20 protein-coding genes are annotated in these 26,178 nt (G+C 44.9%); 13 read left to right on the forward strand and 7 right to left on the reverse strand.

Going from position 1 to position 26,178, the window contains the following annotated elements; all coding sequences use genetic code 11:
* Window positions 1-125 precede the first annotated feature (125 nt).
* A complete protein-coding gene (locus tag V7R42_RS05685; protein WP_334019228.1) occupies window positions 126-662 on the forward strand; it encodes a redoxin domain-containing protein in 537 nt (178 codons plus the stop codon).
* A gap of 133 nt (window positions 663-795) precedes the next feature.
* Here V7R42_RS05685 and V7R42_RS05690 read toward each other — a convergent pair whose 3' ends face one another.
* Window positions 796-1,398, reverse strand: coding sequence for a YigZ family protein (locus V7R42_RS05690; protein WP_334019376.1), 603 nt, complete (start codon window positions 1,396-1,398; stop codon window positions 796-798).
* 322 nt (window positions 1,399-1,720) lie between these two features.
* Between V7R42_RS05690 and V7R42_RS05695 the strand changes: the two genes are divergently transcribed.
* The gene (locus V7R42_RS05695; RefSeq protein WP_334019229.1) at window positions 1,721-2,044 is read left to right on the forward strand and encodes a DUF3718 domain-containing protein; all 324 of its coding nucleotides are present in this window, start codon (window positions 1,721-1,723) and stop codon (window positions 2,042-2,044) included.
* Window positions 2,045-2,169: 125 nt separating this feature from the next.
* Here V7R42_RS05695 and V7R42_RS05700 read toward each other — a convergent pair whose 3' ends face one another.
* The gene (locus V7R42_RS05700) at window positions 2,170-3,468 is read right to left on the reverse strand and encodes a methyl-accepting chemotaxis protein (RefSeq protein WP_334019230.1); all 1,299 of its coding nucleotides are present in this window, start codon (window positions 3,466-3,468) and stop codon (window positions 2,170-2,172) included.
* 453 nt (window positions 3,469-3,921) lie between these two features.
* Between V7R42_RS05700 and sbcD the strand changes: the two genes are divergently transcribed.
* From sbcD to sstT, 7 genes are all read left to right on the forward strand, one after another.
* The gene (gene sbcD, locus V7R42_RS05705) at window positions 3,922-5,427 is read left to right on the forward strand and encodes an exonuclease subunit SbcD (RefSeq protein WP_334019377.1); all 1,506 of its coding nucleotides are present in this window, start codon (window positions 3,922-3,924) and stop codon (window positions 5,425-5,427) included.
* 4 nt (window positions 5,428-5,431) lie between these two features.
* On the forward strand, window positions 5,432-9,181 hold the full coding sequence (locus tag V7R42_RS05710) for an AAA family ATPase (protein ID WP_334019231.1): 3,750 nt from the start codon (window positions 5,432-5,434) through the stop codon (window positions 9,179-9,181).
* A 354-nt stretch (window positions 9,182-9,535) separates the two neighbouring features.
* Window positions 9,536-9,844 carry a hypothetical protein gene (locus V7R42_RS05715; RefSeq protein ID WP_334019232.1) on the forward strand — a complete coding sequence of 103 codons (309 nt, stop codon included), beginning with the start codon at window positions 9,536-9,538 and terminating at the stop codon, window positions 9,842-9,844.
* Between the two features lie 54 nt (window positions 9,845-9,898).
* Window positions 9,899-10,231: a hypothetical protein gene (locus tag V7R42_RS05720; RefSeq protein ID WP_334019233.1), complete on the forward strand. Its 333-nt coding sequence runs from the start codon at window positions 9,899-9,901 to the stop codon at window positions 10,229-10,231.
* Window positions 10,232-10,254: 23 nt separating this feature from the next.
* A complete protein-coding gene (locus V7R42_RS05725; protein WP_334019234.1) occupies window positions 10,255-11,001 on the forward strand; it encodes a nucleotidyltransferase domain-containing protein in 747 nt (248 codons plus the stop codon).
* Window positions 11,002-11,239: 238 nt separating this feature from the next.
* On the forward strand, window positions 11,240-12,661 hold the full coding sequence (locus tag V7R42_RS05730) for a S41 family peptidase (RefSeq protein WP_334019235.1): 1,422 nt from the start codon (window positions 11,240-11,242) through the stop codon (window positions 12,659-12,661).
* Between the two features lie 115 nt (window positions 12,662-12,776).
* Window positions 12,777-13,997, forward strand: coding sequence for a serine/threonine transporter SstT (gene sstT, locus V7R42_RS05735; RefSeq protein ID WP_334019236.1), 1,221 nt, complete (start codon window positions 12,777-12,779; stop codon window positions 13,995-13,997).
* A 19-nt stretch (window positions 13,998-14,016) separates the two neighbouring features.
* On the opposite strand, the gene hutG is transcribed toward sstT, so the two are convergent.
* Both hutG and hutI read right to left on the reverse strand, forming a co-directional pair.
* Window positions 14,017-14,985 carry a formimidoylglutamase gene (gene hutG / locus V7R42_RS05740; RefSeq protein WP_334019237.1) on the reverse strand — a complete coding sequence of 323 codons (969 nt, stop codon included), beginning with the start codon at window positions 14,983-14,985 and terminating at the stop codon, window positions 14,017-14,019.
* Entirely contained in the window at window positions 14,978-16,249 is a 1,272-nt protein-coding gene (hutI, locus tag V7R42_RS05745) for an imidazolonepropionase (RefSeq protein ID WP_334019378.1), read from the reverse strand. Before hutI ends, hutG begins: the two co-directional genes overlap by 8 nt.
* Window positions 16,250-16,439: 190 nt before the next feature.
* Here hutI and hutC point away from each other — a divergent pair, with 190 nt between their 5' ends.
* The 4 genes from hutC (at window position 16,440) to V7R42_RS05765 (ending at window position 21,175) form a co-directional block, all read left to right on the forward strand.
* Window positions 16,440-17,162, forward strand: coding sequence for a histidine utilization repressor (gene hutC, locus V7R42_RS05750; RefSeq protein ID WP_334019238.1), 723 nt, complete (start codon window positions 16,440-16,442; stop codon window positions 17,160-17,162).
* Window positions 17,163-17,268: 106 nt separating this feature from the next.
* A complete protein-coding gene (hutU, locus tag V7R42_RS05755) occupies window positions 17,269-19,008 on the forward strand; it encodes a urocanate hydratase (RefSeq protein ID WP_334019239.1) in 1,740 nt (579 codons plus the stop codon).
* A gap of 2 nt (window positions 19,009-19,010) precedes the next feature.
* The gene (hutH, locus tag V7R42_RS05760; RefSeq protein ID WP_334019240.1) at window positions 19,011-20,594 is read left to right on the forward strand and encodes a histidine ammonia-lyase; all 1,584 of its coding nucleotides are present in this window, start codon (window positions 19,011-19,013) and stop codon (window positions 20,592-20,594) included.
* A gap of 116 nt (window positions 20,595-20,710) precedes the next feature.
* A complete protein-coding gene (locus V7R42_RS05765) occupies window positions 20,711-21,175 on the forward strand; it encodes a CreA family protein (RefSeq protein WP_334019379.1) in 465 nt (154 codons plus the stop codon).
* A gap of 141 nt (window positions 21,176-21,316) precedes the next feature.
* On the opposite strand, the gene V7R42_RS05770 is transcribed toward V7R42_RS05765, so the two are convergent.
* The 3 genes from V7R42_RS05770 to V7R42_RS05780 form a co-directional block, all read right to left on the reverse strand.
* Window positions 21,317-22,081, reverse strand: a complete 765-nt coding sequence (locus V7R42_RS05770; RefSeq protein ID WP_334019241.1) for a MipA/OmpV family protein — start codon at window positions 22,079-22,081, stop codon at window positions 21,317-21,319.
* Window positions 22,082-22,405: 324 nt separating this feature from the next.
* Window positions 22,406-23,998 carry an ABC-F family ATPase gene (locus V7R42_RS05775; protein ID WP_334019242.1) on the reverse strand — a complete coding sequence of 531 codons (1,593 nt, stop codon included), beginning with the start codon at window positions 23,996-23,998 and terminating at the stop codon, window positions 22,406-22,408.
* Between the two features lie 99 nt (window positions 23,999-24,097).
* A complete protein-coding gene (locus V7R42_RS05780; RefSeq protein ID WP_334019243.1) occupies window positions 24,098-25,699 on the reverse strand; it encodes an esterase/lipase family protein in 1,602 nt (533 codons plus the stop codon).
* Between the last annotated feature and the right edge of the window lie 479 nt (window positions 25,700-26,178).

A 26,178-nucleotide genomic window follows, 5' to 3' on the forward strand; every position in this document is an offset into this window, starting at 1 on the left:
CAAGTGGGCGATCTTAAAGTGAGCTGTAGCGTATTAGTATTTACTCAGTGTAGTTCAAGTGCACCTTCGCAGTTTAATTGCTAGGCGCACGATGAAGGATTTGAATTAAACAGTAAGGAGTTTTCATGTATACACAAAAAATGCACCCAGCCACTACTTTCCCTGAAGTTAAGGCAACATTACAAACAGGAGAAACAATATCATTAGCGGATAAAAGCGAAGGGTGCGATTGGAAAATGGTAGTGGTTTATCGTGGTAAGCATTGTCCAATTTGCACCAAATACTTGAACAAACTTGAAGATTTCACAGGCCGACTACGCGAGCTTAATATTGACGTTGTTGCAGTAAGTGGCGACAGTAAAACGCAGCTTGAAGAACATTTAAATGACTTGTCTATAAACTTCCCTATTGCTTACGGGTTGTCGCAAAGCGATATGGAAAAACTGGGGTTATATATTTCTGAGCCGCGTTCAGAAAAAGAAACGGATCACAATTTCGCAGAGCCCGCATTGTTTGTTCTTAACGGCGATAACGATATCCATATTGCTGAAATTGCCAATGCGCCTTTTGTACGCCCAGACTTAGAACAACTCGTGTCGGGCTTAGAGTTTATTCGCAACCCAGAAAATAACTACCCTATTCGAGGCACGTTTAAAGCCTGAGATTAACCGGTGATAACGGTAATATGTTGTTAAAAAATAAGGCCCTAGTATTTAAGAGGGCCTTTTTTATTGACATACTAAAAACACCTTAAGCGAATTCATAAGTCAACGTAAACTTCTTGTTTTCTGTAGCTTACTCGTTTTCCACAGATACCGACAAAGCAATGGGCGCCATCTGCTTTCTAAAGTCATTCAGTGCATCTAAAGGTAGTTCAACATTTACAATTACACTGCTTCCATAGCGGCAGTTAGCAATGTTACCTTGAGCTTGTTCCACTAGATGACGTACAAATTGTTCGTGTTTGAAATCGATGTCTACACTGAGCCGTTCAAGCTTAATCTCTTGTCTTACTTCAAGAACATCAATGGCTTGCTGTGCAGCAGCCGAGTAAGCCCTTACCAACCCACCAGCACCTAATTTAATGCCGCCAAAATACCGCGTGACAATAATCATAATGTCGCCGATATCTTTGTGCTGGAGTACATTTAATATGGGTTTTCCGGCAGTGCCGCTAGGCTCACCGTCATCGGCCATTGCCGCACTGCTTGGTGCGTTGGGGTTGCCAAAAACGTAAGCCCAGCAGTGATGTCTGGCGTCGGGGTATTGTTGTTTAACACTTTCTAAAAGCGCCATTGCGCTTTCACGAGAGTTGGCAAAGCCGGCACAAGCAATGAATTTACTTTTTTTTATTTCGTACAGGGTTTCAACCTGTTTGGCAGGAACGGGATAAGTCATCGGCACATTGTAAGCCAAGACCATTCTTTATTTAAGCTTAATAATATAAGTGCTGTGTTTTATCGCTAAATAAGGCGAAATTTTCGATGTTGATAAGCTCATATAGAACACAGTGGTCAAAAGTACTACTATTTGGCGAAATACCTTGAAAGGTCGGTTTTCGTTTACCGTTCTAGCAGGCTCTTATTTCTTTTTTCTTATTTAAGTTTCTGAATTTAAATAGCTTTATAAAGTTGGCGCGGTGATTGTAATAGTTAATGTGAATGTGGCTAAGGTGTAGCGCCACAACAACGTAACCTCGTTCCAATAAGGAAATCATGCTATGAAATCACGAATCACTGCTATCGCTATTGTTGTTTTTACATCTGCTTTCACTGGAAGTGCTTTAGCTTCTGTAGAATTTGAGCCTACCGACGATTCGGTTACTTCCAGCCTTTGCGTTGCAGCCGCCACTGGGAACAAGTGGAAGCTACATAAAAAAATTAAAGAAACAGCGTTAGATAAAAAGTACGTAGCACAGGATATGACGTGTAACGGACTATCGGTCGCTGCGTTTGTTGATCAATATGGTAAGAATGGGGAAAGCATCAAGAAGTACCTGAATATTCAACAGCAGCAAATTGCTAGCGTGGCACGCGCAAAATGACCCCCACAATTAAACGGTGTTAGGCCTGTACGTATGCGTACGCAAAAAATCGTTTGTGTGAAAAAGTGGGTAAAAAAAGGGCTATTGATTATACAACAGCCCTTTTCACTAATTTTACATGATTGTTAGCGTAGAATGCCTGACACTGTTTCAGATACATTCAATGCGCCTTTTTGGATTTCGTCAATAATGCTTTGCACTTGCGCAATCTGTTGACTATTTTGGTCAACACTGTCTTTAACGCCTGCCATTTTCTTCGTTGACTTGTCAGCCAGCTTTCTATTCTCTGCCACTACACTTTCAATTTCCACAGTCGAATCGCTGGTACGTTGCGCCAGCTGCCTCACTTCATCTGCTACTACAGCAAATCCTCTACCTTGATCGCCTGCCCGCGCAGCTTCAATAGCGGCATTTAGTGCTAAAAGGTTGGTTTGCTCAGCAATGCCACTAATGGTTGTAACAATGGTTTCAATTTTTAGCGATTGCTCGCTGAGTTCTTGCATAAGTTGATTGGTTTGCTCAACTTCTAACATGGCTGTATTGAAAATCTCAACGCTTCGTTGAAGTGACGACGCTCCATCAGAAGCAATTTGCGAAGTCTCTTCTGCCGTTGATACTGCGAGTTCCGCTGCTTGTGCTATTGCATTCTTTTCGTTAACTGCGTCGGTAATATTAGATGCAAATTTAATGACTTTCACCACACTGCCTGAGGCATCAAATACAGGGTTGTACGTCGCTTCTAACCACACTGCGTTACCGTGTGCATCCACACGTTCAAACTGGCCTGAAGAAAAATTACCACGAGCAAGATTATCCCAAAAATTAGGGTTTTCCTGATAGAACTTATCGCGACAGAACATGCGGTGGTGCTTGCCTTGAATGTCGGTCAAACGGTGTTTCATTGTGTCAGTAAAATTCTTATTTGCCGTGATAATTGTTCCATCAGGATGAAACTCAATTACCGCCATCGACTTGTTTAGTGCGTCAGTCACAGCTTTCCCAGCAAAATAGGCATTTTCATGTTCAGTGATATCATGGTAAATAGCATGAATTTCTGTAACGCCACGCATATTCACCGCCACGTAGCTTGCCTTAAACCACTTCGTTTCACCTAGCGCCGATTTTCTTGCAACCGTGTCGCTAAAGCTGCCGCCATTGACCAAATGTTGCCAAAACGATTTGTACTGTGACTCAGGTTCAACACCTTCAACGCGCATAGCCGCATGGGAAAACGACGTTGCGGTTGAATTTGGGTAATCCAAAATGGAAAGTAATACGGGAGAGGCAAATGTGCACTGTCCATCAGTCCTGTAGATGGCATAGGCCATTGTGTTTTTGAATGCATCCAGCGTACCAAGCAAGCCTTGGCTCTCTTCCCTAAGAGCCGAAATGTCATTATTGTATCGAGAACTTGATACGAACATAACGTCTCCGAAAATTACGAGTATAATCAAGTATCAGTGTAGTTTATGTTAACTATATTTAATATTTATGTCGTTTAGTTATTAGGCGAAGTCTATGCCTAATGGATTATCAATTAGGCTTAATTTATTTATAAGTTTTTGTTTTCATTGTTACAGTACGGTAACTATTTCCATCTAACAAGAAACATTCGAACTAATAAGACCACCCAATGCTATTACAACGCTTTGGCCCAAACAAAGATACTCAATGATTATTAGGATAATATTTATTAACCAGTTTGATTTGCACTTACGTCACATTTTATATCTAGCAAGCCCACTATCAGCCATTGTCATAAAACCACAAAATCTCTATAGTTGCGGTACGGCGCGTTTTCCAACATCGACGCTCCAGCGCAACAGCGCCGAATGCGTTTATCTATCTCCAATGCAATAAGCCTGGTTCACTTCTACATGAAAATACTGCATACATCTGACTGGCATTTAGGTCAGAGCTTTTTTACGAAAAGTCGCAAAAACGAACATGCCGCTTTCCTTAAATGGCTTCTTCAACAAGTAGAAATGCATCAAATAGATGCGATTATTGTCGCTGGTGATGTGTTTGATACGGGCACGCCGCCTAGCTACGCAAGAGAACTCTACCATGCGTTTATCGGTGAACTTCAAGGCATGCAGTGTACATTGGTGGTGCTGGGGGGAAATCACGATTCAGTGTCGGTGTTAAATGAAAGTAAGGCGCTACTGAAATACCTAAACAGCCACGTAATTGCCAGTACATACGGCGAATTAAGTGAACAAGTCATTACGCTTAACGATCGCAAGGGGCAGCCCAGTGCAGTACTGTGTGCCGTACCATTTATTCGCCCACGTGATGTGCTGGTCAGTGAGGCAGGGCAAAGCGCAACAGATAAGCGTCAAGCACTTGGTGATGCGATTAAGCAACATTATGCCTCGCTTTATAATGAAGCCCTGTCACTGCGCGCCTCGATACAAGAAAAGCGAGTAGAAGAGGGCAGTGAAAATAGTGCAGCCATGCCTATTATTGCTACCGGGCATTTGACCGCTTTAGGTGTGAGTCAGTCAGAAAGTGTGCGTGATATTTACATTGGTACCCTTGAAGGCTTTGATGCCAAAGGGTTTCCGCCCGCTGATTATATTGCACTTGGGCATATTCACAGGCCACAAAAAGTGGCTAAAACCGAGCACATTCGCTATTCAGGCTCTCCCATACCGCTAAGTTTTGATGAACTAAACACGCAGAAACAAGTGGTGTTAGTGTCGTTTGAATCTGAAAATACCACGCCAAGTATCTCATCACTTCCGGTGCCGCGTTTTCAGGCCATGGAAGTCATCAAAGGTGACTTAAAAACGATTGAGAAGGCCATTAATAAAAGCGAAGCCATAGCACAAGCTTCTCTAGCGGGCGAAGAGCAAAACGCTAGTTCAGAACTTCTCGCCGATAATGATACTTCAAGTTCTTTCGAGAAAGCGTTTGGTTCAAAAGACCCTGTATGGTTGTGCATTGAAGTTGAAACAGAAGACTATCTGACTGATCTACAGCAGCGTATTCAGGGCTTATTAGAGGGGAAAAACGCTGAAATTTTACAGTTAAAACGCAAGCGTAAGCGCACGGTAAATAGCTTAACGGAAAAGCAAAACGTTCAACTTAGCGAGCTGTCGGTAAACGATGTATTTGAAGCGCGTTTGGCATTGGAGAGCATAGAAGATAACCCAACAAGTGAGTCAGCACCAAGTGAGTCGGCACAAGGAACCCTGCTAAATGATGACCAAAGCGCCGGAGAAGCGGAAGAAGCAGGCATAGAGAAAAGCGCTTCACGCATAAACCGGATAAGGCAGCTGTTTAATGAAGCGCTAGAGCGGGTGCAGACCAATGATGAAGATGCCGGTGGTTCAGGAGAGGCATCATTGGCAAACACTAAAGAAAACAAAGGCGAGTAAAACAATGAGAATATTGACCTTACGCCTTAAAAACTTAAACGCCCTAAAAGGAGAGTGGAAGATAGATTTCACTCAGTCGCCGTTTATCGACAATGGCCTATTTGCTATCACTGGCCCAACCGGGGCGGGTAAAACCACGCTGCTTGATGCCATATGTTTAGCGCTTTATCATCAAACCCCTCGCTTGGGACCAATTTCAACGTCGAACAACGACATCATGACTCGCGGCACGACGGAGTGTTTGGCGGAGGTTGAGTTTGATATTAAAGGTAAAGCATACCGCGCGTTTTGGAGTATGCGCCGTGCCAGAGGGAAAGTAGACGGTAACCTGCAAAGTGCCGATGTTGAGCTTGCCGAAGTGGAAAGCGGCAAGGTATTGGCTACTCAAGTTAGGCCAAAAAGTGAAGAGATTGAAAAGCTGACCGGCCTTAATTTTGCCCGCTTCACCAAGTCTATGATGTTGTCGCAAGGGGATTTTGCTGCGTTTTTAAATGCCAACGAGGCCGACCGGGCCGAGCTGCTTGAAGAGTTAACCGGAACCGAAATTTACGGGCAGATATCACAGACGGTGCATCAGCAATTTAGTGACGCTAAACAAAAGAAAAAAGAGTTTGCGATAAAGCTAGAAGGCGTAACCTTGCTAAGCGACGAGCAAATCGCCCAGCTTGAAGCAGATCAAGCACAAACCAAGCGCCAAGTCGCAGCGTTTAACCAAACACTTGCTGAACTGCAAAAGCAACAGCAGTGGCAACAAGCGTTTAATGCTAACGAGCTAACTATTAAAGAGGCCCGTGAAGCACACCAGGCCGCAAAAAACGCCATTGATGAGGCGAAGCATGAGCTTGATCTTCTAACCCAAAGTGAGCCAGCTGAGAAGCTTCGCCTGCCATTCTTGCAAAGAAATGGGCTTCAGCAAGACGTATCCCGTTATAAAGAAAAGCTCAACGAGAAGGCAGCGCAACTGCCCGACTTAAAAACGCAAAAGGCACAGCTCAGTTTGGAAGTGGCCGATGCTGAACAAGCGCTAGCGCATACAAAGCAACAAAGCAGTGAACTTGAAAAGCGCATAAATGAGCAGGTGGTGCCGCTAGACAACCAAATAGCGCAACACACTACCGAACAGCAAAAAGCAAACGAAAGCGCGGAAAGTTTAAGGCAGTCAATAAACGCGTTAACGCTAAAGCGCACGGAAATAGAGAGCGCGTCGGCAGATAACAAGACAAAACTTGTTGAACTGGAGACTTACTTACGTGAACATCATTCACTTAGCGGCATAGCGGAGTTTATAAGTGGCTGGAGTGAAACGGCGCGCCATATTGAACATGATAAAAAGCAGTTAGGAACACTGACACAAAGCGTAAAGAATGATCGTCAGGCGCTTTCATCCCTAGATGAAGCCATTGTAAAAACAAATGAGTCGTTAAGCGCGTTAACGCAGGCCTTCGATGACAAAAACGTACAAGTTGCCAAGTGCGAAAAGGCACTTCATGCTGCGCTATCTGACAAATTAACTGATACTAATAGTGCTAGCGCTAATGCCAGTGCATTTAGCAAAGCAAGCCTTCAGCAAGAGCGCGATACCAAGCTTCATCACTGGGATAACGTGGTACAGATAGGGCATATACAACAGCAATATTTGACACTAGAGCAAGACAAAGTAATCCTGAGTGCACAGAAAGACGACTTGGCGAAGCAACTAGCGCAGCAGCAATCTGACCGCCAAGCCTTGGTTGACGCTTACAAGCAAATTCGCAGTAATTTGAAAGACATAGAGGCGCTTATCGCTCTGGATGCTGAAGTGGCGCACCTGCGCGCACAATTAAAAAGTGGCGAGCCGTGTCCTGTTTGTGGGGCTAACGAGCACACCACGTCTAGCGTGGCGATTGATGTGCCTGAAACTATCCAAAAGCGAGATAGCTTAAAGCAGCAGTTAGATGACATTGAGCAGCAAGGGGCGCGGGCAAAAGAAAGCGTTACACACACTGAATTCACTCTTACTCAGGTAAATAAGCAGCTAGACCATGTAAGCGCGCAACGAGATACGTTGTTAGACAAGTGGCAGCAGATTTCAAGCGTACTTAGCGCCGACCTGCCGTGCTTTAAGCGGGTGGACATCAACACATCGCAAAGCGTCACTCAATTTACCGAGCAGTTTAAAAACCGTCTCAATGACATTAGTGCCCAATTAACGCGTTTAGAAGAGTGCGAGCAAGCCTTAAACGCCGCACAGCAGGCTAAAAGTGAAGCGCAACAGGTGCTACAAGCCAAACAGTCAGAGCGCGCTGTTTCATTGCAGCAGCGCGAAACCTTGGAAAAGCAATTCGTCGAACGCAATGCAGAGTTAGCGAGCAAAACACAAGGGATTAACGATAGTATTTTAGCGCTCAGCGAAACGATGATCGCGCATGGTGCTGACATTCACAACCTGTCTATTGATGGAATTGCTAAGTGGTTAAATGAAAAAGCCGAAGCGCTTAAGACCTATAAACACAATCATCAGCTACACGCCAAACTTAAAGATGAGCTACAAGAGGTAAGTAGCACCTTGCTTGTGGTCAATCGTGATATCGAAAGCGCTGAGAATCAGCTTAAGGGTGTATGCGAAGATCTTGTGCGGCTAGACAACAACCTGAAAGCGCTGCGTGATTCACGTTCAACCGTATTTCCTGAAGGTGATATTGCGGAAACAAGGAATAAGGCAAGCGTAGCCCAAGAACACGCTGAGCGAAACGTAAATGAATGCAAATCTCGCCTGCAACAAACGGACACTATTTTGTCTCGTTTAGAAGCAGAAATTGCCCAGCTTAATGAGCAAATGCGCGAAAAAGAGCAGGCACTTACAGAGGCAACAGAGCACTTTAAGCACCAGTTGACCTGCAGCCCATTTGCCGACGAGCAAGCGTTCAGCAATGCACTTTTAGACGAAGGAACCCGCAATACCTTGCTTGAATTACAAAAACGATTAACGCAGCAAAAACAACAATCAGACTTAAAGCTGGAAAACGCGCTAGCTACCCAACAATCACTAAAACCCCATGCCAATGCTGCGCAGTGGCAGAGCGAGTTAGAAGAGCACGGTGCACAGTGGCTTGATACAAAAATTGCCCAACAAACCCAGCAGCGTGACACGCTGTTATATTCTATAGGACACATAGAACAGCAGCTCAGTGCTAACAATCAAGCCCGTGAAAAGCAGCAGCAGCTTGTGGACGAAATGGCCGCCTTCGAGGCTTATTACGATGATATCACTTACCTGCACTCACTGATTGGTTCAGCAAGCGGCGACAAATTCAGGCGTTTTGCCCAAGGGCTTACTTTGGACAACTTAGTACAGCTTGCTAATCAGCAGCTTGATAAATTACACGGTCGCTATCAGCTAATTCGAAAAGAAAACGAAGGGTTGGGTTTAAGTGTATTAGACACTTGGCAAGGTGACGTAGTGCGAGATACCAAAACCCTGTCTGGCGGAGAAAGCTTCTTAGTAAGCCTAGCGCTGGCTTTAGCCTTATCTGACTTGGTCAGTCACAAGACCAGTATCGATTCATTATTTTTAGATGAAGGCTTCGGCACCCTAGATGCGGAAACTTTAGATGTGGCCCTTGATGCACTAGACAACTTAAATGCCAGCGGAAAAATGATTGGTGTGATAAGCCATATTGAAGCCATGAAAGAGCGTATTCCTACTCAGTTAAAAGTAATTAAACGCAACGGCGTGGGCTTAAGTGCACTAGAAAAGCCATATGCGGTGAACTAAAACGGGCAGTTTACTATCGTTAAATAGTACTGTTTTTAAATATGCAAGAAGTAGCAGAATTTTATTTATATAAACTTTTTCATATAAAGCTAAATAGGTCCGACTTCCTTCCGACGAAAAGTACATCCAAAAAAAGCAGAGGCTCTCCATTTTTTGTCTTATATTGTATGATTTATTCCTTATCATATAGTAATGTTTGATTTTAAGCTTCTGTTTATTAACAAATTATCAGAGTTTTGCGAAATTTGTGTTACGTGAAGATTTCTGCGCAAATTACTTCGTCACCGAAATTCGTCGGTGGTAGTTTTCTTATGCTCAGTGTAAGAAGATATTCATATGTAATAAGGAAAAATCATGAATACAAATATGGCGGTGAACAGCGAGATTCGCCCACTATCAGATAATGAAATCTTAGTAGTTTCAGGTGGAGATTATACGCGAGAGGGCGCTTCTATTGGCGGTGTCGCAGGGGGGATTGCTGGTACGGCTGGTGGGCGTTCAGCCGGTGTAGCAGTTGGTGCTGTTATTGGCAGTATTGCCGGTCCTGCAGGAACGGTTGCAGGAGCATTTATTGGTGGCTACATCGGAGGGCGATTTGGTGGCACTATTGGCGGTGGCCTTGGTGCTTATATAGGTGGTACGTTCGGAAGCTGGTTTAGCTAACTATCGGCAATATTAAAGAACTCTCTACGGGTACTTTAATTAGGAAATGTGTCAATGAAGAAATCTGAATTTGAATTGTTTGCACTCATTTTTAGCATAGTACCCGTTATCGTCTTTGTGTCGAATGTAGAGCCTAAATTAATCATTTACGGCCTGATAAACATTGCGGTGGCTAGCATCGTTAGCTATCGAAACGAAATACAGTTACCAAAAGGGCAGTCAATACCTAGTGCCTTAGCGTCAGTAACAAGCATTCTAATTTTTACACCTTCAATCATTTCGCTGTTTTGCTTTTGGCATTACACCGATATAAATAACGCTTATTGGGCGTTCTTTTTAAATTGTTGGGCATTCGGCGCGGCAACTACAGGCTTTATTAAAAGTTAAAAACAAAGTTAAGAGGGAAAAATATGAGTGCACAAGAGAATCCGATCGATTTAACCTCAATAATTGTTAAGTTTTGCCAGCAGAGTTGTCAGCAAGTTACAGCAATTGCGCTTTTTGGATCCTATGCAAACGGCAAAGCGCACGACAAGTCAGACGTTGATGTAATTGTAATCGATGAGAGTTGCCAAACAGGGTACAGAAAGCAAGAGCGAGTGGATGGCTTTCTCATTCAGGCAATGATCCTTAACTTTCGTGAGGCACTGAACATTCTGTGCGATTCACACGCTGCATCCCACCCATTTTTTCCGGTCAGCTTTGAAATGAGTCAAATTCTCTACGACCAGTTTGGTCAAGCCGCGTACATGAAAAAACTGGCGACAGAAATTATGGCTCTTGGCCCCAGATACGCGACTGAAGTGGAGCTAGAATCAAAACGTATATCCCTATTAAATTTCTTAAGTGATGGTTGTGTAGAGAAATACACGGGCAACAGCAGCGCTGAAAAGGTCATTTGGGCAAGTCAGGTCGTGAGTTTATGCAGAGACTATATTCTTGATTCGAACAGAGTCTGGATGAATTACAATTCAAGATTCAAAGAGGATGCCTTTCAAGAGATTAACCCTACATTGCGTAACCAGCTTCATCGTTACTTAGATAAACTCACTAGCTCTCTAGATACGGAATCGTTCGCTAGGAATGTTCTCTCAGTCATGAAGAACTATATGGATCTTGATGAAAACTCAAAGGAACCTCACTGCCTGATAATGTAAGCGTTACACGCAACAAATCGTAGTAATTATACCTGCTAGGTGCAGGGCAAAAAGTGCTGAGCTATTGAAAGACGACGTGCTTGATGGCTGTCCAATACGGCAGTGGTTTTTCAGTTAAACATTACGTCATTCTTTTATCAGTCCTTATTGTAAAATCTATTTACATATATAGCTCTAGTTGGCTCGCAGATTTGTGTTACTTTATCGTTCTTAATAATAGATATGGACATCATATTTAGTGAAACGACTTGCGATACTCCCTCTTGTTGCCTCTTTCTGTTCGTTTGGTAGTACCTTTCAGTGCGAAAGTGAGTTTACATGGCTAAAAAGCACGTTTGAAAACAACGATGCCGGTTTTCAATATACTGTTGAAAAGAAAGGGCTCGACCTTTATTCCGCTCACAATAATGCTATTCTGGACCGGGTACAAAGCGCGAAAAGCGAAGCGCAATGCCACTCTGTGCTTAGCGAATGGCTAGCGTTTTTTCGCAAGGGCCATATTGGTCTTGCGCTAAATACAAATAATTCAAACGAAACGGTAACCGAATCGGCAGTACATGATTTCGACGTATCGGCATTTAAACAGTATTTAAAAAGCAAACGGGACGAGACGCTTGAGGGGATCTGGCAATTCTCAAGCTATACGGTTGCGTTAAAAAAAGAGGGCAATGTCCATAAAGCTTATATCGTTGAAAGTGCTAACCCTTCTTGGAAGGCGGGACAAGTAAAGTTCATCGTTAACGACCCTGAAAACAACAATACTGCAAGAGTGACGTTTTTCATGGGCGATCACTCCACCCGACAAATAGATACCATGACGCTCTTGGGTAACAATGAAGTGGTATTGGGAAATAGCTTTATCGTTATGTCGCGTGAGGAACCGCGACAAGAATCGTCGCCTGAAATAACACGCTATGTGCGCCTGCTTAGTACAAAGACTCCGCTGTTCGAGAAAATTTCAGAGAACACAGTATTAGTTCGCATACCGGCTTTCGACCATGCCTTCAAAAAAGATATCGACGCGGTTATCGCTAAGCACCTAGACACGATTTTAAAAACTGAAAACCTCATTATCGACATCCGAGGGAACGGTGGCGGTAGCGACGTAAGCTATGCGTCTTTACTCCCTATTTTATACACCAACCCTATTCGCACTGTAGGCATGGAATACTTATCTACCGAGCTTAATAACTCTAGAATGCTGGGCTTTTTGCACAACCCTCATTTTAGTGAAGAAGAAAAGCAGTGGGCCAAAGACGGGTACGACATTCTTCAGCAGCATATCGGCAGCTACATCAATATTGAAGAAGACGTAACGGTGGAGACATTCGATAAAATTGAACCCTTGCCGAAGAGTATTGGCGTACTTGTTGATTCAAGTAATGGCAGCACCGCTGAGCAGTTCTTACTGGCGGCTAAACAAAGCAAAAAAGTAAAGTTGTTTGGGCAAACCACCGCAGGTGTACTTGATATATCTAACATGTATCAAACTGATTCGCCGAGCGGTACTTTTACTTTGTACTACAGCCTGACTAAAAGTTTACGCATTCCGCATATGGCCATTGATGGGGTAGGCATTCAGCCAGACTATTATATTGATGGAGAACGTCCTCTTTACCAGTGGACGTCTTATACGCAAAAGATACTTGAAGGCATGTAAACCCTTATAAACGGCAAGCATACGGTTATTTGCGAGTAACTAAGACCAAACAGGTTCATTTGCCTGGGGTTTTACATTATGGTGCGTCGTCAAAAATAATAATGGACCAACATTTATGGATTCAACGTCACGCCCGAACCTGTTTCAGCGCTACATGAATGGCAGTTTGGTACTGCAAATTATCATTGGTATCGTATGTGGTATTGCGATAGCGAGTTTTTCACCTTCAGCTGCTCAATCAGCAGGGCTATTGGGTAACTTATTTGTAAAAGCCCTAAAAGCAATTGCGCCTTTATTGGTTTTTGTTTTGGTCATGGCATCCATTGCCAACCACAAGCAAAACGAGCAAACCTTCATAAAGCCTGTTTTAGTGCTTTACCTTGTAGGTACGTTAATGGCCGCACTCACCGCCGTGCTGGCAAGCTTTGCTTTTCCTACAAGCTTAAGCTTAGTGACTTCAGAAGTTAGCCAAGCTGCACCGAAAGGTGTGTCGGAAGTCCTTACTACTTTGCTTTATAACATGGTAGATAACCCGGTAAATGCATTAGTAAATGGAAATTACATTGGTATTCTTACCTGGGCTGTAGGTCTAGGTTTAGGTCTTCGTCATGCTAGCGAGGCAACAAAAGCGCTACTTCAAAATATGGCAGATAGCGTAACAACTGTGGTGGGTTTTGTTATTAAACTCGCGCCCTTCGGTATTTTCGGCTTGGTAGCCAATACCATTGCTACAACGGGCTTTGACGCATTGCTTGGCTACTCTCATTTATTAACGGTACTGATTGGCGCAATGCTATTTATCGCACTTGTGACCAACCCCTTATTAGTATTTTGGGCAACGAAAAAGAACCCTTATCCTTTGGTGTTCAAATGCCTGAAAGAAAGCGGCATTACGGCATTTTTCACCCGTAGTTCGGCAGCGAATATTCCGGTAAACATGGCGTTGTGTAAACGCCTAAAGCTTGATGAGGACACCTATTCAGTATCCATTCCGTTAGGCGCCACCATTAATATGGCTGGGGCGGCAATCACAATAACCGTGTTGACGCTAGCTGCGGTTAACACCTTGGGTATTTCTGTAGATTTTCCCACTGCGGTACTGTTAAGCGTTATTGCTGCGGTATCAGCATGTGGAAGTTCAGGTGTTGCTGGCGGGTCGTTATTGCTTATTCCGCTTGCCTGTAGTCTGTTTAATATACCCAATGAAGTGGCTATGCAGGTGGTTGCGGTGGGCTTTATTGTTGGCGTACTGCAAGACTCTGCTGAAACAGCATTAAATAGCTCCACCGATGTCTTGTTTACCGCCGCTGCGTGTGAAAGGGCAGGCGGCAAGTAAACGTTAAAGCGTTAACTCGTTAAGTCTGCGTGCTTATTGCATCTACTGCTTCAAAAATTAGCCGTGCAGCCAGCCTAGCTGTGCGGCTATCAATGTCATAATTGGGGTTCATTTCTGCAACGTCACACAGTCTCCATTGGTACCCGTAAGTACATTGGTGCTGTGCTAAAAAGTGCAGCGTGTTGATGACAAGTGTGGGGGGAATTCCCAGCGCACTGGGCGCGCTAACGCCAGGTGCTTGTGCTGCTGGAAATGCATCTAAACACACGGTGACGTAAAGCTCGTCGATGTCTTTTAGCATCGGCGATAGCAGCTCATCTAGTCGCTGCATACACAGTGATTCATCATTTAACGCCACATCGGTTAAATAGCGCGTGTTGGACGTATTGGCAAAGTTAAACAGTGCTGGTGTATTGGCTGCTTTCGATACGCCCAAACAAGCGTAATGAAACGGTGTGTCGTGTAACTGACAGTGCTCATACACTTGCCTGAACGGCGTACCTGAACTGGTGTTTGGTGAAGGCTTTCTTAAATCAAAATGGGCGTCGAAATTAATAATACCAATGCGGGCCCTTTGTGGCTTAGCATTGAAAACGCCTTGATAGCTACCCCAAGCAATTTCATGCCCCCCTCCCAGCCCAATGACCAATCCATCATTTTGCTTGAGCGCATAGCAGATGGCGTCGGCATATTGGGTTTGCGCTTGGGCTAAATTCTCCTTGGCGGTGACGTTTCCTAAATCAATTAATGACGCGGTAGGCCAGTGCCAAGGTAAGTTTGAAAGTGCTTGGCGAATAGCGTTTGGTCCCGCAGCTGCACCTACGCGCCCTTTGTTAAATGCCACGCCCAAATCACTTTCAAAACCGACAAGGGTAACGGAGTTGGTCAATGAACACGCTTCGCCCACTTCAAGTTCGTTTACTTTTTGATGCCAGCGTAGGCCCTCAACCCCATCCTCACTGTCTACTCTGCCTTGCCACTTAAACATGTTTCCCCTCCTTGTACACAGCAATAGGGCGGTGGCCATTAATGCAGTAGGCAAGTTCTGCCGGCGTTTCGATATCCCATAAGGTGAAGTCTGCCAGCTTCCCTATGTCGATAATACCTCGGTCGTTTAGCCCGAGTGCGCTAGCCGCGTGTGCAGTAGCGCCGCGTAGCGCTTCTTGTGGCGTCAGTTGAAACAGCACACATCCCATATTTATCGCGGTAAGGATTGAGGCTAGCGGAGAACTACCTGGATTAAAGTCAGTCGCTAGGGCCATGGGCACATTGTGCGCCCTTAGGGCGTCTACCGGTGGCTTTTGAACTTCACTTAGGTAATAAAATGCGCCCGGTAAAAGCACGGCAACGGTGCCACTTTGCGCAAGTAAGGGAATATCGCTGTCAGCTAAGTATTCGATGTGATCTACCGATAGTGCGCCGTATTTAGCTGCTAGAACTGCACCTTTGCTGTCGCTAAGCTGCTCTACATGAGCTTTAATTGGCAAGCCATGCTTATGTGCACTGCTAAATACACGTTCAGTTTGTGAAGTAGAAAAACCAATAGTTTCACAAAATACATCAACGGCATCAGCCAAGTTTTGCGAAGCAATATAAGGAAGTGCCTTTTCGCAAATAAAGTCGATATACCCGTCTGAGTCCTCGGCAAATTCATTGGGCAGGGCGTGAGCGCCTAAATAGGTAGTTTGAATACTCACAGGAAGATGCTGTTCAAGGGATTTAGCCACCCGTAACATGCGCACTTCAGTGCCTAAATCCAAGCCGTATCCTGATTTTACTTCAATGGTGGTAACACCTTCTTCGCACAGTCGCTTTGCGCGTTTTACTGCAGTGTGAAGCAGAGTGTGTTCGTCAGCGCGTCGTGTTTTTTCAACCGTCCCTTTAATGCCACCGCCGCGCTGCGCAATATCTACATAACTAGCGCCCTGCAATCGCATTTCAAATTCTTCGGCGCGGTTGCCGCCATACACTAGATGCGTATGACAATCGATGAAGCCAGGCAATAGCCATGGGTGTTTGGTTATTGCTCCTTCATCTTCACCTTCATTTCGTGGAATTAGAGTAGCGGCATCTATTACGTTTTTGGCCTGCGTAAACACTTCGCCCAGTGAGTCATCGCAAGGAAGTAATGCAGCAATTTTGCCGTCTTTTATGGCAATGGCATGTGGCGCTAATTCGCCATAAGGCAACCCATTGTCTTGCATAGATGCAATGCGAACGTTGTAAATAAGCGTGTCGTATTGATAACCCATAACCTGCTCCACTCTAAGCCACCCCTTGTCTTGTTTTTCTTCTAATTGGTCGTCTAATTCTTTGTCTTGGCTTTGTTCAGAATTTTTACTGAAACGCAGTGTAAATTTTGATTTCAGTGTACTTGTGTACACTTGTATATACAAGTATGCTGTTAACATATTATTAGCAATTTAGTTGTGAACCCACGATATGCAACCTCGTTACAGAGTAATTAAAACAGCAATTTTGGATGCCATCGAAAGTGGCGAGATGAAGCCGGGCAGCCAAGTGCCTTCAGAAAACCAGCTTGCACAGCAGCACGGTGTTAGCCGAATGACTGCGCGAAGAGCGTTAAGTGAAATGGTGGACGAAGGCATTTTAATGCGCAGCCAGGGGATAGGCACGTTTGTGTCAGATAGTCGCCCTATGAGCTCAATGCTTGAGATCAAAAGCATTCGCGATGAAATAGAGCAGCGAGGGCATAGATACACTAACGAGATTTTGGTGCTGGAAACCGCGTCTGCTAGTGAGGCCATTTCCCAGCGCTTAGCCGTTGATGTAGGAGCGCCAGTATTTCACAGCATCATTGTGCATTGCGAGAACAACTTACCTGTTCAGTATGAAGAACGGTGGGTTAATCCCACATGGATTGGTGACTACTTAGATAAAGACTTTAAAGCGCAAACCGCAAACTTTTATTTGAACCAGGTCGCGCCCCTTTCACAAGCCGACCACAGTGTAGAAGCTGTAGTTGTTGAAAAAGATATTGCACAAGCGTTATTGATAAAGCCTAAAGAACCTTGCCTAAAGATTACTCGAAGGACATTTTCTCGTGGAACAGGGAATGACAATGGGTCAGCCGCTGTGGTTAGCCACGCTGTGTTGTTCCACCCTGGCAGTAGATACCGACTGGGAGGACACTTGGAGTTTTAAGTGCAAACGCGCCTAAGACGCTAACTCTCAAGGCGCTTTTTATAAAGATACTGCTTCTTATAACGAAAATATTTCAGTAAAAGAAAAAGATGCCTAGGAGAAGTTTATGAAACGCCTCGACCCTACAAGAGAAATTCGTGCCCCAAGAGGCAGTACGCTAAATGCAAAGAGCTGGCAAACTGAAGCGCCGCTTCGCATGTTAATGAACAACCTCGATCCAGACGTCGCAGAGCACCCACAAAATTTGGTGGTGTACGGCGGAATAGGGCGAGCGGCGCGTGACTGGGCGTCTTACGACAAAATTGTAGAAGTACTCAAGCGCTTAAATACTGATGAGACGTTGCTAGTTCAATCAGGCAAACCGGTTGGGGTATTCCCCACTCACGAAAACGCACCTCGTGTGTTGATTGCCAACTCTAACCTTGTGCCCCACTGGGCAAACTGGGAGCACTTTAACGCTTTGGATAAAGAAGGTTTGATGATGTACGGGCAAATGACCGCAGGGTCATGGATATACATAGGCTCGCAAGGTATTGTGCAAGGTACTTATGAAACGTTTGTGAGCGTGGCCAAAACGCATTTTGAAGGCAGCACTGAGAAGCGCTGGATTTTAACCGGCGGCTTGGGTGGTATGGGCGGAGCACAGCCCCTTGCTGCTACCATGGCAGGTTTTTCAATGGTGGCGGTGGAGGTGGATGAAACCCGCATAGATTTCAGAATTCGAACGGGCTATCTGGACAAAAAAGCGCGTTCGTTAGAAGAAGCCATGCAGCTACTTGACGAAGCCCAACGAGACAATAAAGCCGTCTCCATTGGTCTGCTCGGCAATGCGGCAGAGGTCTTTCCCGATATGCTAGCAAAAGGGATCATTCCCGACGTTGTGACCGACCAAACGAGTGCACACGATCCACTTAATGGCTATCTGCCGGCGGGTTGGACGCTGGATCAAGCCGAAGCGCAGCGTCAAAAAGATGAGGCGGGTGTTGTAAAGAACGCAAAACAGTCGATGGCACTTCAGGTAAAAGCCATGTTGGGTTTTCAGCAAGCCGGTGCTGCAACACTTGATTATGGTAATAACATCAGACAAATGGCGCTAGAAGAAGGCATTGAACATGCCTTTGATTTTCCAGGGTTCGTACCCGCCTATATTCGTCCGCTTTTCTGTCAGGGTATTGGCCCCTTTAGATGGGCTGCCTTATCAGGTGACCCAGAAGATATTTATAAAACCGACGCAAAAGTTAAAGCGCTTATACCCGATAATCCGCACCTACATAACTGGCTAGATATGGCCAAAGAACGTATTCAGTTCCAAGGCCTACCCGCGCGTATTTGTTGGGTGGGGCTGGGTGAAAGACAAAAGCTGGGGCTTGCCTTTAACGAAATGGTGCGCAGTGGCGAGCTAAGCGCGCCAGTGGTGATTGGACGGGATCATCTCGACTCTGGTTCGGTAGCTTCACCCAATAGAGAAACAGAGGCCATGCTCGATGGTTCAGATGCTGTATCAGATTGGCCGCTGCTGAACGCGTTACTAAATACTGCCGGTGGCGCAACTTGGGTAAGCCTTCATCACGGTGGTGGCGTAGGAATGGGTTTCAGCCAGCACTCGGGCGTGGTGATTGTTTGCGATGGTACAGATAAAGCGGCCGAGCGTATTGCTCGGGTGCTTCATAATGACCCTGCTACGGGTGTAATGCGTCATGCCGATGCAGGCTATGACATAGCAAAAGACTGTGCGGCCAAGCACAACCTTGACCTTCCCATGGTCAATAACGCGGCTAATAACCAAATCCCCGATGGAACAAGCACTCATTCAAGCTCTAACAAAAGCTCTGGCGGGGAGAAATAGTCATGTCGCATTCGTCTTTTCTTACTGAAAACGGGGGTGTTAACCAGCTTAATCTTGTGCCAGGTACATTGACGCTAGATCAGTTACGGCAAGTACATCGTAGCCACGTTCATTTATTGTTAGATGACAGTGCTATACCCGCTATAAATGCCGCTGAGCAAGTGGTGCTGAACGTCATTAAAGAAAACCGTACTGTGTATGGTATCAATACCGGCTTTGGATTATTGGCTAACACACGTATTAACGTTGACGAGTTAGAGTTATTACAGCGCAGTATTGTGTTATCGCACGCGGCTGGTACGGGCGACTTTATGCAAGAAGATACTGTGCGCCTACTTATGCTGTTAAAAATAAACTCGCTAGCACGGGGTTTTTCGGGCATTCGGTTAAGCGTAATAAAAGCGCTGATTACCTTGTTTAATGCTCAAGTTTACCCCGCCATTCCTGAAAAAGGCTCGGTAGGCGCCAGCGGCGACTTAGCCCCTTTAGCACACATGAGTGTAGTGCTTTTAGGAGAAGGGGAAGCTTTTTACAAAGGAGAACGTATAAGTGCAGCTAAAGCATTAAAAATTGCTGGCATGGAGCCTATAGCGCTGGCACCCAAAGAAGGCTTAGCATTATTAAATGGTACGCAAGCGTCGACAGCGTTTGCACTTCAGGGGCTGTTTTACACAGAAAATGCGCTTTATAGTGCTATTGGTATAGGCGCGCTCACTGTTGAAGCCGCGCTAGGTTCTCGCGTACCCTTCGACGCGCGTATCCATGAAGTGCGTGGCCATAAAAGCCAGTGCGATGTGGCTACAGCCTTCAAAGAACTATTAGATACGTCAGAGATTGGTAACTCACATCAACGGTGTGAAAAAGTACAAGACCCCTATTCATTGCGCTGTCAGCCACAAGTGATGGGGGCCTGTTTACAACAAATGCGCTATGCCCAAGACATTTTAGTGACGGAAGCTAATGGCGTTAGCGATAACCCGTTAGTTTTTGTTGAAAATAATGATGACGCTGATACGCCAACTGGCGATATTCTATCTGGCGGAAACTTTCATGCGGAAACAGTGGCAATGGCGGCAGATATGCTGGCTATTGCACTATCTGAAATTGGCGCACTATCGGAGCGCAGAATGTCGCTAATGATTGATACGCATTTAAGTGGTTTGCCGCCGTTCCTTGTTGAAAATGGTGGGGTAAACTCGGGCTTCATGATTGCGCAGGTTACCTGTGCGGCGCTTGCTAGTGAAAACAAAACCCTGGCGCACCCCGCATCTATCGACTCGTTGCCTACGTCTGCTAACCAAGAAGATCACGTGTCTATGGCTACCTTCGCCGCGAGGCGTTTACGAGATATTTTCGATAACGTGGCAGGTATATTGGCCATTGAGTGGTTAGCGGCCTGCCAAGGGTTAGATTTTAGGAAGCCGTTTAAAACCAGCGAAAAGCTCCAAGCGTTGATGCAACTACTAAGAGACCAAGTGCCGTTTTACGACAAAGACCGTTATTTTGCGCCAGATATTGAAAAGGCAAAGCAACTAATTAAGCAGCACGACCTTATGGATAAGACACAGTTAAACCTGTTAGGCTAAAATGATCACTGGCTCGGTATTTAGAGTAAACACAGGTAGATCATAAATAGAGTAGAGGTGGGAATAATATGAAAACAGATGGACGTAGGGTTCGTTCGCAAGAGGTGCGTACTTCTATGAAAAGCACCGTGTTCGGTTTGCTAGCTGCGTCGGTGTTTATTTTGGCAGGTTGTAGCGACAGTGAAGTCGGCGACGTATCTCTTGGGCTCTTTACCACAAAAGATATAAAAATTGATGCGCTTCAAGACCCGGTAGTGACTGGCGTGACCTGTCATATTTCAAGTATTGAAGCGAACTTGGATTTGTCAGACCCATCAGATAGCTCTATCGCGTGCAGACAAACCGGACCGATCACGGTCGAGATGTTGGACGCCATTGATAAGTCAGATTCAGGTGAAGTGATATTTAAAAAGTCGAAGAGCGTGTTTTTCAAAAACATGAAGCTTAGAAGAATTTATGATGCCGACTCAAAAACGCTGATTTACTTGTCTTACAGTACTAAAGAAACATCAGGCAGCTATAAACATAGCTTGTCAACGGTTCCACTGTGGGAAACGCTCGCCTCTAAAAATCCAGGGTAAGAGCTAAAGCAAGAATAACGACAATGCCCTCTAGTACGAGGGCATTGTTATTGTGGCAGCAGCGCTCACATAGGTGCTTATTACAACTAGTGTGACAAGATTTCGTTTATGTTCGTTTACGCGTACCCGTCAATCAAAATGTTAGAAAAAGCGCGTATAAACCAGCATGGCGCTAAGCGCGGTATCATCGTCCGTTAGCGGGCTATCGCTAATGCTATCATCAAAAAAAGTAGCGCCAATCTCTAGGCGGGTCATACCGTCCAGAAATTGAGGAGTAGAAACAGCAACGCGAATTTCTGTATTGACTGCGCTATCGCCGTTATATGCGCTTCGAAACGTTGTGGCTTCTTCGGGCCGCACCCCGTAATAATAGTCGACGTAATTGCTGTCTTGATAGGTTACGCCCAAAGACGGCTCAATCATGAAGTTATCTATTCTAAACCTTTTGCCAATGCTGGCTGACGCTTGATAACCGTCGAACTTACCAAGTATATCGGCGTTAGTTGACAACGAGTAAATCCAGCTACCCGTATCGTAGTTAAGCCCAATTCCGGCTGCGTAGCTGAAATCTCTGTCGTCCATACCGGTAAATACGGCGCTGTCATCTTCTTCATAACCTGCAAACACCGGTACAAGCTGGGCATCAAGAGTAAAGCCGCTTTCCCGAAATAGCTCGTAGCCTACAAATGGGCCATAAACGCGCAATTTTTCGCCGGTATAGCCGATGATAGGAATGGGAACAATGCGATTATCAAAGTCGGTATACACATCTTGCGATGCTGCAACGCCGAAACCCCACATCCACCCCTGAGGTTGCTGAGCAGCAGTTTGTTGTGCTAAAGCTGGAACAGAACTGACACCTGCACAGGCTAAGGTCATTGCGCCGATAACGTTTTTTAAATTCATAGGTAAATTTCCTTTTTAATCACAATACTGCTTAGTTGCGTTCTACGATCATATTCGCTCGCGCATTTCACTTGATTGATTGCTCTTCATTCTTCTAACAGGTTTCTAGCTGTATTATCGTATATAGAATGCGTTACAGACTTATGTAAGGTACATGATGCTACGTAAAACGTTACTTTACTGACAGAAAAGCAAGTTATTCTGTGAAATTGCTAATTATCTATGCGAACTGGCATTAAAGTGCAGAAATAAAAACGGGCACCTAGTTAGGTGCCCGTTCTGTCAAATGCTCAAACCCTTGTTGACGAAGGTATCGACGTTTAGCTACATGTTTTCTTTATGAGCTAAAAACTCTTCATAGTTGCCATCGAAGTGATTCAGTTTCTTGTCTTTTATTTCGATAATCTGCGTAGCCAGTGACGAAACAAATTCACGGTCGTGGCTTACAAAAATAACCGTGCCATCAAACTTGTAAAGTGCGTTGTTCAAGGCTTCAATCGACTCCATGTCCATGTGGTTAGTGGGTTCATCCATTACCAATACGTTGATGTCTTGTAGCATTAGTTTTCCGAACAACAAACGGTTTTTCTCACCACCAGAACACACCTGCACACGTTTGTTAAAGTCGTCAGACGTAAATAGTAAACGGCCTAACATACCTTTAATTTGTAAATCGTCGTGTTTAGGGCTGCGCCATTGACTCATCCACTCAAACATAGTGATATCTTCGGCAAAGTATTTGGCGTTGTCCTGCGGAATGTAGCCAATCGCAGCGTTTTCAGCCCACTTATAGCTACCCGCGGTGGGCTCAATGTCGTTAACCAAACACTTCAAGAGGGTGGTTTTGCCCGCGCCGTTTTCACCAATGATCGCCAAGCGCTGGCCAGCTTCTAATAGCAAATTTGCGTTGTCGAATAGTGGAAGATCTGGGTAGCTATGGCCTAAGTCTTCAAGCGTGATGGCAAGGCGGTGAAGTTTCTTATGCTGTTTAAATACAATATAAGGCTTACGACGGCTAGACGCTTTTACTTCAGCCAATTCAATTTTCTCAAGACGGCGGGCACGAGAGGTAGCTTGTTTCGCTTTCGATGCATTGGCAGAGAATCGCGCCACGAAGCTCTGTAGCTCTTCAATTTCCGCTGACTTCTTAGCATTCTCTGCATGAAGCTGTTCTTGAACTAGCATGGCAGCTTGAATGTAGTCGTCGTAGTTACCTGGGTAAACGCGCAATTCACCATAGTCGATATCGGCCATGTGCGTGCATACAGAGTTTAAGAAGTGTCTGTCGTGCGAAATAATCAACATGGTCGACTTACGCTTGTTAAGCTCTTCAGCAAGCCAACTGATGGTGTAGATATCCAAGTTGTTGGTTGGCTCGTCTAGAAGCAGAATGTCTGGTTCGGCAAATAACGCTTGCGCCAAAAGCACACGAACTTTTTTACCCGGTGCGACCTCTTTCATTAGACCAAAATGATAGCTTTCGTCGATGCCAGCAGAGTTTAAGATATCGCCAGCGCGCGCTTCGGCAGTGTAACCATCCATCTCGGCGAATTGGGTTTCCAGGTCCGCCACGCGCATGCCATCTTCTTCGCTCATTTCAGCCTTGCTGTAAATGGCGTCGCGCTCTTGCTTAACTTCCCATAGTTCACGGTCACCCATGATCACGGTATCGACTACACTAAACTCTTCAAACGCAAACTGGTCCTGACTCAAGATACCTAGCTTTGTGCCTGGCGCCATAGAAACGTTGCCCGACGATGGGGTAAGTTTACCGCTTAGAATTTTCATAAAGGTAGACTTGCCGCAACCGTTTGCGCCAATCAGGCCGTATCGGTTGCCGTTGCCGAATTTTGCGGAAATATTTTCAAATAATGGCTTAGAGCCAAACTGCATTGTGATATTTGCGGTGGTAATCAAAACAGGTATCCAGGGGTAAAACGATGAGAAGAGATAATAGTGAAAGCGGTTGTCACTTCACTAATATATAAAAGCGCGCGCACTATAAGGAATTGAGGGCTACATGTCGAGGGAATTTTGAACAGTTTTGGCGCTGATGTGCTTTTGGCTAAGCTTATCAAGTATAAACTCGATTGCCTGAGGGCTTTTGAATGAGTTATGTGACGAGTTAACAATTGCTGTGTCTTTTGCCTCAGGTAAATATGCGCTGCTATAACTGACGACAGAGTCAGTTATAGCAGCGCATTCTGTTTCTGACTGGCAATACAAGGTACTGGTTGAGCCAATAATAGAATAGCTCTCGCCTTCTACAGGAATGTCGGCTAACGCTGTCATCAGCGGGTGATTGGGGCGCAACACTTGGACGCTATCTGGCCCGTAGTTTTGTAAGAATGGAAGCATAGCCGCGGTTAATCTGCTCACGCCTACTTTGTCGATAAAGTTTTTAAATAGCGCTTTAAAACTAAAAGGGAGTGTGATGAGTGAAGAGCCTAACGATCCTATGAGGCTATTGGCTATTTCTGAGCCTCGGTGCGGAGTGTCGAGAAAAAACACCGTATTCTCTTTGTACACGGGATTAAATATAAATATATCTCGCAACATTTCGTCACCTTCAGCGATTAGCGCTTTTGGTGGCTCTGTAAAAGTAGTATCCCACAACGTATTATTTGAATGCGTTGAAATCAGCTTTGCGATTACTCCGCCCATACTATGCCCTATCAATACCGCAGATGAAGAAGCACCTTCCGGTGACGCTATCCGCTGGTTTAGCTTGTTCAGTAATTTGCGAACTCGCATGGCGTTATAGAAAGGGGGAGGGCCTGACGGGTAGTACACGTGCAATATCTGATAATGTTGGGATAATTCTTCGTCATTGAAAATAGCCATTGTGAGATAGCGCCAAATTAGCGGGTCTGAATTGAGGCCATGAATCATAATAAGCGGGGTTTTGACTGAAGAAAGCTCTCCAATACTAAAGACTCCCATTCTCTTTTCAGCGTCTTGTGCATTAGTAAATCCCAGCCAGCTGAAATTGTGGATGTCGGCATTTTGTAAAAGAGAAAGGTAAGCGGCAGCAGGGGAGTACCTTTGCATGTATGTGTTGTTTCCAACAAGTATTTCGGTGGGCACATCGACGTGTTGGGCTTGTAAGGATATGTGAATTCTAAGCCCTTTCAATGCAACCGACTCAACTTGAAGGGAATAAGGCGAGTAAATACCTTCTAGTGGATAGTTGAGGTCGAGACTACGGCCATTCTGTGCTTGGTTGTTAATTCGAGCCACTGCAGCACTGCCAAGTTCACCAAATACCTTAGGAGAGAGGCGAGCGTCAAAGGCTTCTATCTCTGAAACTAAATCGAGCTCGCTTGGGCCCGAGTAGTTAACCTTAATTAAATTGTCAGTTGTGTGTCTTAGACGGAATAGCTTGTTTACTGCGAGGTTGTACCCGTCGACCCCTGCAGCACGATGCTCTTCAGAAAGACTGTCTCTTTTTAACAAGGTGATGTAGCAATCGAGCGCAAGCGCGATATCTAGCGTAGTACTCTGCTCGTACGATGTGCACCGAGCAACCAGTTGTATGTTGTCGAAGTGGCTTAAGTCGGGCAAATAGCCATAGCCATAAGCACTGGCCAAAGACAAAGGAGATACTTTTTTACGCATAAACTTATCTGAACTGCATCCGCTAATACAGCAGATAGTCGCTACCAATACCCAATATATGAAACTCTGCTTGATGCGCATTTCACCCAAACGCTAAAGAAAGTAATAACCCCGATAATGTATTTTATAGCGTGTTTTTATCAGAAATTGCACCTGAAACTTAACTCCGTATGGTATGAGGCGTGAAATAGGCGTTTCGAATCAACTGCTCATTCCACAGAGTGCCCCTTACCGTTTGTTGCTCTTTTAATATTAGCGGCAAGCAAATCATTCCAGCATAAAGAAAATATTACATAACAGTCAGCGCCCGGTGATGCATCAATGCAGTATTAACGAATAAAGCTTTATTCACCATTTTGCGCATAAAGGTTATTTAAATCATTACGTTAAATAGAAAAAATGAAACCTTCTCTAACATAAGAAAGAAGGCCTTTTCAGTTGGTCTTATTTTTGCTGCATCTATCTACTGAAAATAATCT

The sequence above is a fragment of the Alteromonas sp. S015 genome (assembly GCF_036864485.1).
Taxonomy (GTDB): Bacteria; Pseudomonadota; Gammaproteobacteria; order Enterobacterales; family Alteromonadaceae; genus Alteromonas.